The sequence below is a fragment of the Agitococcus lubricus genome, assembly GCF_003051055.1.
Taxonomy (GTDB): domain Bacteria; phylum Pseudomonadota; class Gammaproteobacteria; order Pseudomonadales; family Moraxellaceae; genus Agitococcus; species Agitococcus lubricus.
On sequence record NZ_QAON01000001.1, the window covers coordinates 206,319 to 219,013 of the forward strand.

The 12,695-nt window shown below is 42.4% G+C and carries 7 protein-coding genes; 2 read left to right on the top strand and 5 right to left on the bottom strand.

All coding sequences use genetic code 11. The annotated features are described in order from the left end of the window. Positions 1 to 23: 23 nt before the first annotated feature. Positions 24 to 1,166 carry a glutamine-hydrolyzing carbamoyl-phosphate synthase small subunit gene (carA, locus tag C8N29_RS00860; protein WP_107864128.1) on the bottom strand — a complete coding sequence of 381 codons (1,143 nt, stop codon included), beginning with the start codon at positions 1,164 to 1,166 and terminating at the stop codon, positions 24 to 26. 573 nt (positions 1,167 to 1,739) lie between these two features. Between carA and C8N29_RS00865 the strand changes: the two genes are divergently transcribed. Together C8N29_RS00865 and C8N29_RS00870 are read left to right on the top strand one after the other, a co-directional pair. After that, the gene (locus tag C8N29_RS00865; RefSeq protein WP_107864129.1) at positions 1,740 to 2,696 is read left to right on the top strand and encodes a lipase family alpha/beta hydrolase; all 957 of its coding nucleotides are present in this window, start codon (positions 1,740 to 1,742) and stop codon (positions 2,694 to 2,696) included. A gap of 676 nt (positions 2,697 to 3,372) precedes the next feature. After that, a complete protein-coding gene (locus C8N29_RS00870; RefSeq protein WP_170106838.1) occupies positions 3,373 to 6,060 on the top strand; it encodes a winged helix-turn-helix domain-containing protein in 2,688 nt (895 codons plus the stop codon). 489 nt (positions 6,061 to 6,549) lie between these two features. Here the strand turns inward: C8N29_RS00870 and gloA are convergent, their stop codons facing one another. From gloA to C8N29_RS00890, 4 genes are all read right to left on the bottom strand, one after another. Continuing rightward, the gene (gene gloA / locus C8N29_RS00875) at positions 6,550 to 6,933 is read right to left on the bottom strand and encodes a lactoylglutathione lyase (RefSeq protein WP_107864131.1); all 384 of its coding nucleotides are present in this window, start codon (positions 6,931 to 6,933) and stop codon (positions 6,550 to 6,552) included. Positions 6,934 to 6,965: 32 nt separating this feature from the next. Next, complete coding sequence (locus tag C8N29_RS00880) at positions 6,966 to 9,857, bottom strand: hybrid sensor histidine kinase/response regulator (protein WP_107864132.1); 2,892 nt, start codon at positions 9,855 to 9,857, stop codon at positions 6,966 to 6,968. A 196-nt stretch (positions 9,858 to 10,053) separates the two neighbouring features. Beyond that, a complete protein-coding gene (locus C8N29_RS00885; RefSeq protein WP_107864133.1) occupies positions 10,054 to 11,574 on the bottom strand; it encodes a flavin-containing monooxygenase in 1,521 nt (506 codons plus the stop codon). A gap of 167 nt (positions 11,575 to 11,741) precedes the next feature. After that, a complete protein-coding gene (locus tag C8N29_RS00890; protein ID WP_107864134.1) occupies positions 11,742 to 12,665 on the bottom strand; it encodes a metal-dependent hydrolase in 924 nt (307 codons plus the stop codon). Between the last annotated feature and the right edge of the window lie 30 nt (positions 12,666 to 12,695).

Consider the following 12,695-nt stretch of genomic DNA (forward strand, 5'->3'; position numbering starts at 1 on the left):
TAAATTTACTTTCACAAAACACGCTAATTACGCTGCGATACGTAAGTCGTCATTAACTCAGTAAAATGGTCAAACAACTTATCAGCATCGTGTGGGCCGGGTGCTGCTTCTGGATGGCCTTGGAAGCTAAATGCAGGTTTATCGGTACGATGAATACCTTGTAAAGAACCATCAAACAAAGATTTGTGTGTCGCACGCAAGTTTGCTGGCAAACTGGGTTCATCCACCGCAAAACCATGATTTTGGCTGGTAATCATTACCCGACCTGTTGCTAAATCTTGAACAGGATGATTCGCACCATGATGGCCAAATTTCATTTTTAAGGTTTTTGCACCAGAAGCCAAGGCTAATAATTGATGCCCCAAACAAATACCAAACACAGGAATATCTGTGGTTAAGAATTGTTTAATGGCTTCAATGGCATAAGTACATGGCTCAGGATCACCCGGACCATTAGACAAAAACACACCATCAGGATTCATGGCTAACACAACATCCGCAGGGGTTTGCGCAGGTACAACAGTCACATCACAACCACGGTCAACCAACATTCTTAAAATGTTACGTTTTACACCAAAGTCATAAGCAACCACTTTAAATTTGGCTGGCTCTTTTGGTGTCACGTGGCCTTGACCTAATTGCCAAGAACCTTCTGTCCACAAGTAGTTGTCAGTCACGGTCACGACTTTTGCTAAGTCAGCACCTTTTAAACCACCAAAACCGCGTGCAGCAGCTAAGGCAGCTTCTTCACTGATATTGTCGCCTGCTAAGATACAACCGTTTTGTGCACCTTTTTCACGCAAAATACGGGTTAAACGACGGGTATCGATATTGGCAATACCCACAATACCATGACGTTTTAAGTAGTCAGACAAGGTTTCTTGACTACGGAAGCTACTGGCAACCAAAGGCAAATCACGAATAATTAAACCAGCTGCCCATAATTTTGCAGCTTCTTCATCTTCGTTATTGATACCTGTATTACCAATATGCGGATAAGTTAAAGTAACGATTTGTTGACAATAAGAAGGGTCGGTGAGGATTTCTTGATAACCTGTTAAGGCCGTATTAAAAACAACTTCCCCAACAGTGCTACCGTCAGCACCAATAGCAGTTCCCCGAAAAATACTGCCATCTGCTAGGGCTAAAAGGGCGGGCTTACTCAAACGAACCTCCGCGCATAAACGAGACTTACAAAAAAGCGAGACAGAACTAGACACAACGGTGATTTTGTCATCCCGCTGACCGATTCGCCTCGCTTAGAAAAAATTTGTGCGATTCTACGGAAAAGTGCAGCAAATGTCCAATTCTTAGCGTAGGCTTTTATAGATGCAAGGACATCGCTCAGCTATTTTTTGGCTTATTTTTTCTTCCTGCTGGTTTGAACCTTACTCACACTAGGCTCAACAATACGTCGTGTATCAAAAAATTGATGACTGTTGTAAAGTGACAAATTAGCCACTGAGTAGATAGAAATAGCCTTTTATCTCAAAATCCCCCCTAAAATCATCCTTTTTTCACCCTGTCGGAGGATATATTTTAGACAGTTTTTTTTCGATGATAGCCCTACCACAGCGAGCATCAACATTTAGAACAACAACCGTGATGACGCCAGCCTTGTGACCTTAATGGGCTGCCTGCATTATGTGTCCTGTGCTAATAACATTGACGTGAGTCAACCTGTTGAACCACTCGCAAAAAAAACAAACACATAACGACAATAAACAGGGAAACCTATCATGAAAAAACTACTTGGCTTAAGTGCTATGGCATTGGCAAGCTCTTTAGTATTCACCGCTCCTGCTGCTCATGCGGGTTATACAACCACAAAATATCCTACGTTATTGGTACATGGTATTTTAGGCTTCAAAAACTTTTGGGGTGCAGATTACTTCTATCAAATTCCTTCTACCTTGCAAGCAGACGGCGGCAAAGTGCATGTTGCTACCGTGTCTGCTGTGGGCAGTAATGAGTTACGTGGCGAGCAGTTAATCAAAGAAATGCAAGACCTAAAAGCCATTTACGGCTATGCAAAGTTTAACTTAATTGGCCACAGCCAAGGCAGCCCAACGTCTCGTTATGCTGCTGCTGTACGCCCAGACTTAGTTGCCTCCGTCACCAGCGTTGATGGCGTCAATAAAGGCTCTCGGGTTGCGGATGTGGTGCGTAAAGTAGCCCCTGCTGGGACGGTAACAGAAGCGGTATTCAAATCTGTGGCTGATGGTTTAGCTGCGTTTTTAACCTTTGTTTACGGCACACCCAACTTAGACCAAAGCTCGATTAATGCATTAAATAGTTTAACCACACAAGGTTTAACTACCTTTAATAGCAAATACCCAGCGGGTGTACCGAGCGGTTGTGGTGAAGGCGCCTATAGCCAAAACTATGTTAAGAATGGTGTCACACACAAAGTAAACTACTACTCTTGGGGTGGAACACGCGTATTAACCAATGTACTTGACCCCTTAGATGGCGGCATTGGCTTACTTTCTGCTGCCTTCTTATTTAGCGGTGAGCAAAATGATGGTTTAGTCAGTGAATGTTCACAACGTTTAGGCAAAGTGATTCGCTCTAACTACGGCAATAACCACTTAGATGTGATTAATGGTTTCTTTGGGATTATCAATTTATTCGAAACAAATCCGAAAACCATTTATCGTACACACGCTAACCGTTTACAAACAGCTGGCTTATAAGCCCATACGACCTGTCCTTTAAGGTTGAACACACAACCTTAAAGGGCGTGATAATACGTTAAGATTGTTGTGTCGCCTAAAAATCGAGTCCCCTACAGACTTTTTCTTAGAGTCTCTGTTCTCGCTAATGACATCACTCTCAATACCGCTGGTCTCACCCACTATGTATAAATAGTCTGTCACGACAGCCTAATAGGTGTATTGTCCACTGCTTTACCCTATATGGTGGTTATTCGTGTGTGTGCGAGTGTTCATGACAGCCGTATCCATACGGTGAGATTATTTTTTGTATTGAGAGTTTTTTAGCGTTTTATTCGTCCATTTTCTCCATCCCTCTCCCGTCTTATCGTTATTTGTGTGGCAAAGTTAAAAATTGTCGTCTTTTCACATCTAAAGTGACAGAATTTATCAATAGAAAGTCGCCAATAGTCAATAAAATGATAAGCGGTAAAAATTGGCTTCTATATGGTCTAAACCAAATACCAAGCCAGTGTTTTAATAACAACAATTATTTCATGACTTAGAGCGTACTGAGTCGCTGACGTCGTTAATTACAAAGTAATGACGTTTATGGCAGGAACACCTAATTAGCGCAACGCCAATCATGACGGCTTTCATAATAAAAACCGCCGATAACACGCGCGAGCGTCGTTAATGTGCGCCAATGGTAATGACCATGGACTATATACTAACGACCAAATTACTGATTCCTGCATTGCCTGCACAATTTATTGCGCGGCCTAGACTGATGTTGTCTGAATTCACTCGATTAACCTTAGTGTGTGCGCCTGCGGGTTATGGTAAAACTACCTTATTGACCGATTGGGCACGGCGTCTAGATATGCCTTGCGCATGGTTATCTTTAGATGCCAGCGATAATGATGCACAGCAATTTATTATGCATCTGCTCAGTGCCATCCAAAATCCATGCCCAGCCTTCGCTCAAACAACCGCAACCACCCTCACTTCCACACAGTTACCTTCTATCAATGGCGTTATTCGTACTCTCCTAAATGAGCTGTGCCGCTTACCTCAACATTTGGCGATTTTTATTGACGATTTACACTATATCGACCAACCGAGTATTTATGACGCCCTCGCTTTTATGATTGACCACTTGCCGTCGCATATCCATGTCATTATTGCCAGCCGTAATATTCCACTGTTATCCCTATCTAGACTACGCGCACAACGGCAACTAACCGAGTTTTATACCGAAGATTTACGTTTTAATCGCCTCGAAGTTGCTGAATTTTGCAATCAAGCAATGCAACTCCATCTATCTACCGTGTTAATCGATAGTTTAAGTGAGCGCACCGAAGGCTGGATTGTCGGTTTACAGTTAGCCGCCTTATCGCTTATCAATAATCCGCAGCCTGCGACATTTATTAATAGTTTTGCAGGTGATGACCGCCATATTACCGACTTCCTAATGGACGAAGTATTGCGCTTTCTACCTGCACATATTCAAGACTTTCTCTTAGAAACCTGTTTGGTGAGCCAATTTAATGCTTCTTTATGTGATGCCATTAGACAAAGTCATAATAGCCGTGAACTGATAGACGAATTAGAACGTACCAATTTATTTATCAGTCGCTTAGACCACAAACGTATTTGGTATCGTTATCATCATTTATTTGCCTCTTTATTAACGAGCCGTTTATCTCAACTCACACCCGACCGTGTGGTGGTGATTCATCATCGTGCCAGTTTATGGTTCAAAGAACACGGTTTATTAAGCGAAGCCATTCAGCATGGTATTAAAGCAGGCGATTTTGAGTTTGTTGCGAGTATCATGGAGGAGCACAGTGCAACGCTATTTTCTTTAGGACGTTTTACCACGGCATTGGCATGGGCATACCAACTTCCCGCACAGCTATTGGCTAAACACCCTAAATTGACCATGTTATGTGCTTGGGCTGGTTTAGTCATGGACAACCTCCCCGAAATCGAGCGCCATGTACGCGCCGCTAGTCAATGTTTAGAGCCATACCGTGAAGCACCGTTGGCTAGCCAAGAGCGGGCTTTATTTGGTCAACTCGCCCTGATTCGTAGTTGCCAGTATTGTTTAATGGGCGATGTAGAGCGTGCCGAAGCTTCGGTTATGGATGCCTTGGGTTCTTTATCGCCTAAACAAGTGTTGTATCGTGGCGCGTCTGTCTGCTTAGGCTTTTGTTATTATGCCCAAGGTGATTTAGCAAAGGCACAACGGTTATTTACAGAAAATGCGGCTATTCGAGATGCTAAATACAATTTAATGATTCCTATTTTTGCCACCTTAGGATTGGGACGTACCTTACTACTGCAAGGTCAACTCGTAAAAGCACAAGCGGTGTATTTACAAGCCTTAAGCGAGTGTCAAATATTGGGCTGGCAAGACGTACCTGTCTGTGGGATGTTATATTTAGGTCTGGGGGAACTCTATTATGAACAAGGTTTATGGCAAGACGCAGCCCGTGTTTTACAGTTAGGGATTGACATGACGGCTGCTGGCCACATGCAATATATCAATACGTGGGGACGCGTTTTATTTGCCCGTACACAACATCAATTATGCTTAGACATCACGGCATTAAGTAGCCAACACGACAATTTATTACAAAGCTACTCAGGACGATATGTCGTTGAAACCCCGCCTCTTTCGGCAACCTTAGCACAATTTTGGCGACAAGAAGGCCGTTTAGACTTATGGCAAAAATGGCAGCAACAAGCCCAACTACCAAGCCCAGAGCAACTCGCCTATGAACGACGTGCCGAATATTTGGTATTATTAGATGCATATTGCCAACAAAAACAAGCACAACTGGCACAGCCCCTAATTGATGCGCTGATGAGTCATCCTCATAGCTCGCAAAATATACGTAGTTTAATCGTCATTAAATTAAGCAGTATGCGTTTAGCACTGCAACAACAAGACCTTGAAAACGCTCGCCATCATTTACTCTATGCGCTTGCGTTAGTACAAGACCAACCCTTCAAGGAGCTTTTTCATCATTACTACGATGAGATAATGCGCTTAATTCAACACTATGCCTTAGATGTACAGCATTACCCCGCCATTTGTAAGATTGAAAGCTATCACGCATATCAGCAAACAATGACAGAAATCGCAACGGAGCCACGTATGACGATTAGCTCGTCTTTCGGTGACGTTCTCCTCTCACAACCCACCATCGTGTTAAGTAAAAAAGAGCGTCAAGTCGCTAAACAATTACTGACGGGCGCAACCAGCCAAGAAATTGCCGAGCAACTTTGTGTATCTTTAAGTACCATCAAAACGCATACCAAACATATTTATGCAAAACTGGGCGTTAATAAACGCTTACAGGCCATCGAACTGCTCGTTAAACTCAATCTTGCTTAAGAGGGTGTGTTACTTATGTTACGCAGTTCTCCTATTTGTTACCGTAACACCACAAAGTGTTACTTAGACAGTGTCTAGATGTTACCTTTTAACGAAGGTAACATCGCATATCACACAGAAAAAAAGACGCAAAAATCAATAAACTATTGATAAATATAGATTAAATTTTTTATTATAAAGTTGGCACGCTATCTGCATTATATATTGTGCGTAGCAGATAATAATAAGAAGCACGCGTAACAACAAAAAGAAGACCGACAATAACAACAATAAACATGCTTGTAAGTCAGGATGACAATAAACAAGCCTTAACAAGAGTGGCAACTAACAATAATAAATTGTGCCGCTACAAGTAGAAAAACTGACGAAAAACGATAATAAGCGTCAACTTGCGAAAATATAACAACAATAGTCGCAGCAACAATAAAAATAAGAGGCAATTTAGTGCAAACGTGGGAGCCACAAGCTCCCACGCCTCCTCTTAAACTCTCATTTTTTTCCCAAAAGCTCAATTTTATAACCGTCAGGGTCTTCAACAAACGCTAAAATAGTTGTGCCATGCTTCATTGGCCCTGCTTCACGAACCACCTTAGCACCTGCCGCTTTAATTCGTTCGCAGGCTTGATAAACATCGTCTACTTCCAACGCAATATGGCCATAAGCCGTCCCTAATTCATAGGCTGTTGTATCCCAATTATGGGTTAACTCCAGTGCTGCTTGCTCGCTTTCGTCGGCATATCCCACAAATGCTAAGGTAAATCGGCCTTCAGGATAGTCTTTTTGCCGTAATAAACGCATCCCTAAAACCTCTGTATAAAAAGCGATGGAACGCTCTAAATGAGTCACTCTTAACATCGTATGTAAAATACGCATCATACACCCCAAAAAATATAAAAAACGAAAGACTAGGAATTGTGCCAAAACAACTGCATCAACAATTGTTTTAAGCGTTCAAAGGCGAGTGGTTTGGTCAGAAAATCGTCCATTCCCGACTTCAAACAACGCAATTGTTGTTCTCGCATAGCATGTGCCGTTAATGCGACTATCGGTATAGTACGTAGTTTTTGCGTTTGCTCAAACTCTCTAATAGCAACTGTTGCACCGTAACCATCCAATCTTGGCATTTCACAATCCATTAAAATGGCATCATAGGCAAGTGGCTGTTGTTGATAATACTGCACGGCTTGTAAGCCATCTTGGGCGATATCTACATGAATCGCTAGTTTTTTTAACATGCCCGAAATCACCATTTGATTGACGGCATTATCTTCGGCAATCAATAGTCGTTTACCTGCCAGTGCTTGTTGAATGCTATCGTGGTCTTGGCGTTTATCATGTTGCGAGCGGTAGTGCTGTTGACAACCTAAAAGTTTTAATAAGGCATCTCGTAACATATTGGCCGATGTCGGCTTTTGGATAACTAAGGTTAAACCAACCGCAGCCAATTCGTCCTGACTGGGCGGCATACGCATGGCGGTCAATAAAATACGTTTAGTCTGGCTGAATGTAGGGTCTTGAGCCATTTTTTCTGCTAACTCTAAACCTGTCATACGCGGCATGCGCATATCTAAAGCAGCGATATCATACGGCTCGTTGCGTTGTGTGGCCTGACGCATGAGTTGCAGTGCATGTTCGCCATCATGTACGGCCTCCGCAATCATGCCCCATGCTCGTGCTTGTTCGGTCATAATTTGAGTAAAGTCAATCGAATCATCGACAAATAAAATACGTTGATTTTGTAAGGCCGTCAGCGGGACAAAATGGTCGTTAATATAATCGTGACTGGCGGTTTGATACGGTATTCGGACACTAAACAGTGTACCCTGCCCTATCTGACTCTGTACGGTCATGTGTCCTTGCATTAAATCAATCAAACGCTTACTGATACTCAAGCCCAAGCCTGTACCGCCAAACTGACGGGTGGTTGACGCATCGGCCTGATGAAATGCAGTAAATAACCGTGTTTGTTGTTCTTCGGTCATACCTATGCCTGTGTCACTCACCTCAAAGCACAACTCGGCTTGCTGCTGATTTTCTTCTGCATGCACCCGCAAGCTAATACAACCACGATGGGTAAATTTGAAGGCATTACTGAGTAAATTGAGTAATACTTGTCGCAAACGTGTGGGGTCAGACTTAATAAATAATGGCGTCTGCGGCTCTATAGAGGCTAAAAACTCTAACTGTTTTTGTTCGGCGGTTAAGGAAAAAATTGAGGCGCATTCTAGCAGTAACTTATCTAAGTCCATATCGATTAACTCAATATCCATTTTGCCTGCTTCAATTTTTGAGTAATCCAATATGTCATTGATAATATTGAGTAATGCACTACCTGAGCTATGAATCACTTGCAAATACTGTTGTTGCTGCGGGGTTAATTCGGTATTTTGTAAGAGTTCGGTCATGCCTAATACACCATTCATAGGCGTGCGTATTTCATGGCTCATGGTCGCTAAAAATAAACTTTTGGCGCGACTTTCGCTTTGCGCTTGATAAATCGCTTGTTTGGCTTTGATTTCTTCTTCTTGGGCTTTTAATTTAGTTTGTAAATGCTGTTCGCGTTCCGCATTCGCTCGGCGCTCTTCATTCATTAACAAAAGTTGTGCTTGTTGCTCTTGTTGACGACTGAGGTTAATTCTATCGGCTAAGGCAAAAGATAATAGCAATACCTCACATAATTCCCCTATCTGTAATGCAATATTGGTTAAGGTGGTTTTGGGAATAAGATGTAACTGGCTTAAATCGTAGAGCAGCACCATCGCCGCCAAAAACAACCATGCACACACAAAAAATCGAGCCGCTCTATTGCCTGCACGCCAATTCAAAATACCCGTTGTAATTAATAATAAGGCTACCCCCGCAGACAAAACGATGGTGATAATAATCATTTGCCGATACGGCATTACACACGCCAGTCCCGCTATCAGTATCATCAATAACATATAGGCTATTAATAGACGGTCTATGCGCGGATTAAACCGTTGTGTATGCAAAAAATAGCGACTAAACAGCATACTTAGAAAGAGTGCTAACGCCAAAATGATGACAATGGCTTTGTTATTCCATATCGTCAAGGTTGGCCATAGGTATTGAAACGTCAGGCCATCCACTGTCGTCAACAGCAGGGTATAGACCATGACAAATGCAACATAAATTAAGTAGCTTTTTTCGCGTACCGATAACCAAATAAAAAAGTTATATGCCGCCATAATCAAAAAAGCGCCATATAAAACCCCTAATAATAGTTGCCGATGATGGTCATACTCTTGAAAACGATGTGACTCCCATAAGCTAAGAGGGACTTGCAAGCCGCTAGTACTGACAACACGAATGTAAAGGGTATAGTTTTTCTCAGGCTCTACATGTAAAGGAACTAAGAATAGTCGATGCCGAATGGGACGTTGGTCAAACGCAAAACGGTCGCCTAATTGATACGATTGACGTAATTCAGACTGGCCTTGTACTAAATACAGTTGAATGTCGTCTAATAAGGGATAACTAATTTCTAATAAACGGTCTATCGCTTGTGGATGGTGATGATGTAAATTGACTTTTAGCCAATAAGCAGAGGTCGAATATCCAAAATAGGGTTTTTCTTGGGTTTGTGCTTGCCAGTCTTGGCGTGTTGCAACTTGCTGCCATGTCAGTTGTTGGCTTTTATCCTCAATATACCGCAAGGATTTAGCCAGATTTTGTTGCTCAACCGCAACATCAACAGACGATACAAGGTCTGCCCAACTGGTAGAGCATAACAAACACCACACACACCAGACGCGACAAAACCACGCTATAGGCATTTTTTAATACTTATGAAGGACATTAGGGAGGCTTAATAACGCTTATGTATTCAGATTGACAAGAATCTAGAATTAAGAAAGTTTCCCTTTTTCTTTCAAGCGTAGTTAAAAAACTTAGACTTGTATAGGGTCTATTATCAGCCCACACAAATAAAAAAGGGCGCACTGAGTGCGCCCTTGTTTTATGCGTCAGCCGTTACGCGGTAACCACCTCCACGTCACTGACTGCTGCATAAACTTGGTGGTAGGCGTTTAAGTCTAAGCGACGTGTTGCCAACCAATATTGCCATGTAAAACCTGGCCATGCGGCACCGTTATGGCCATCGGCACTTAAATACCAACTTTGACAACCCGATGCCCAAACTGATTTTTGTAGGCGTTGCTGAATATCTTGGCTGTATTCGGCCTGTACGTTCTTGCGTACATCTAAATAATTCAACTGCTTATCACGAATTGCCTGAATACATTGCACAATATAACGTGCCTGTGCCTCAATCATAAACACCATCGAGTTATGGCCTAAGCCCGTATTTGGCCCCATCATTAAAAACATATTAGGGAAATCGGCAACGGTAATACCCAAGTAATGCTCGCGTTGTTCTGTCATCGTGGTATTCAGGTCTGCCCCTTGTAACCCCTTGATGGTTAGGCGAGATAAATAATTAGTGACCATAAAACCCGTCGCTAATACGATGGCATCGACTTCATGCTCAACCCCATCACGCGTTTTAATTCCTTTGGCAGTAATCGCGTCAATTCCGTCTGTAATCACGTGCGCATTGGCTTGAGTCAAGGCCTGATAATAGGTGTTTGACATCAAAATCCGTTTGCAACCAATGGTAAATTTGGGCGCTAATTTCTCACGCAATACCGTGTCTTTGACCACATGACGTAAGTACAGACGCCCAATAAACTCTAGGCCTTTCATTAAACGTGGGTCTACGACAAAGCCCGTTGCTACCGCTTCATTACGCCAGTAAATATACGCTCGGTGTAACCAACGCGAACTGGGCACAAGGGCAAATAAACGCTTTTCCACAGCGGTCATATAACGGTCAGGCTTAGGTAAGACCCACGGTGCCGTACGTTGGAACAAGGTTAATTGACCTACGGTTTTAGCAATTTCAGGCACAATTTGAATGGCAGAAGCACCAGTACCTACGACTGCGACTTTTTTACCTGCTAAATCCACATCATGGTTCCAGCGTGCTGAGTGAAACATATCACCCTTAAAGTTTTTTAGGCCTTTAATGTCAGGGTCTGCGGGGGTAGATAATGCGCCGTTACCTAAAATAAACGCACGCGCCAGTAATTTTTTAGTTTTCCCTTTTTCCTTAAAACTGACTGTCCACAAACCTTGGCTTTCATTAAAGGTTGCACCCGTTACCTCGCAACCAAAACGAATTTTTTCACGAATTTGGTATTTATCGACACAATGGTCTAAATAACTTTTAATTTCTTGTTGCGGCGAAAAGGCTCTAGACCAATCGGTTTTAGGTTCAAAAGAAAAGGAATACAAATGCGAAGGCACATCACACGCAGCACCAGGATAGGTATTATCACGCCATGTACCGCCTATATCTTCTGCTTTTTCTAACAAGGTATAACTATTAATGCCTGCGCGTTGTAACATGACCGCCATGGCAATGCCTGAAAAACCAGTACCCACAATAATTATAGGGAAATTATTTTCAATGATACTTGCTTTTGCTGTCATAAATCGGTTCTCAGTTGGGGATAAATGTCGTTTTTGAGGGCACCACATGAGCGATGTCGTGACCAAACGAGAGAATTTTGAAGGTTAGAGTCTATGCCCAACTGGGCGAGAGTTAGCAGGCATAGACTCTAGGGGGTTGCACAGGATAGGTGTCAAATCACCACAAATTAATGCACACCAACAGCGGCTTTATTTTTTAATTGGTCGTATAACAACCCTTCTTTAGCAAATAGAATGTCTTTCCATTGTGCCAATAAAGCATCGGTGTCGTGTTGTTTAGGATGAAAGCTCGGCTTAAAGAAATCCAAGTATTGGGGTAACAAACGGGAAAAGACGCCCTTTTTACCATTCCAACAATACTTAAACGCATCCCAATTTTGACGGAATTTGAATAACTGACCATCCGTTGCCAATAAGCGTGCGTGAAAGGCAAAGGTCACTGCAAAGAAAATAACTGTCACAGGAATCATCGTGCCTACGCGTAAAGCATAGCTGCCAACAACTTGCTCATACACATCATAAGCAACGGTTTTATGTTCATTTTCTTCTAAGGCATGCCATAACCATAATTGACGTGCTTCAGCAGCAAATTTTTGTTGAACTACTGGGTCACGCAACAACATTTCAGCAATAATCGCGGTATAGTGTTCTAAGGATACGGTAATCGACAATTGCACCGATTTAGGTAATGCTTTTTGGCCAAAATGCAATAGTTTGGCCAGTGTTTTATCTAATTTATCAACGGGATAACCTAAACGTGTGGCCATATCATTGAACGCTTGATGTTCTTTGCTGTGCATGGCTTCTTGGCCAATAAAACCAGACACTTGAGCTTTCAAAATGGGGTCAGTAATTTGCTCACGATACGCACGTACCGACTCAACAAAAAATGATTCGCCTTCGGGAAACAAAGAGGATAATGCGGTCAAGAACGTACTTAAATATGGGTTATTGTCATAATAATAACGCTCAGAATCCGTCGAAAACTCAAAGTCTAAACGACGAGGAGGAATGTTAACGCTAGTCCCTAATGCTTGTTTTGTCTTGTTTGGTACGGTGTTAATAACTGTTTGAGAAACTGCTGTGTTCATATTCAACCCCTAGTGTTACATTGACTAATG

Coding starts and splice junctions, on each gene's coding strand:
- C8N29_RS00865 (WP_107864129.1), top strand. CDS start 1,740: ATGAAAAAACTACTTGGCTTAAGTGCTATGGCATTGGCAAGCTCTTTA.
- C8N29_RS00870 (WP_170106838.1), top strand. CDS start 3,373: ATGGACTATATACTAACGACCAAATTACTGATTCCTGCATTGCCTGCA.
- gloA (WP_107864131.1), bottom strand. CDS start 6,933: ATGCGTATTTTACATACGATGTTAAGAGTGACTCATTTAGAGCGTTCC.
- C8N29_RS00880 (WP_107864132.1), bottom strand. CDS start 9,857: ATGCCTATAGCGTGGTTTTGTCGCGTCTGGTGTGTGTGGTGTTTGTTA.
- C8N29_RS00885 (WP_107864133.1), bottom strand. CDS start 11,574: ATGACAGCAAAAGCAAGTATCATTGAAAATAATTTCCCTATAATTATT.
- C8N29_RS00890 (WP_107864134.1), bottom strand. CDS start 12,665: ATGAACACAGCAGTTTCTCAAACAGTTATTAACACCGTACCAAACAAG.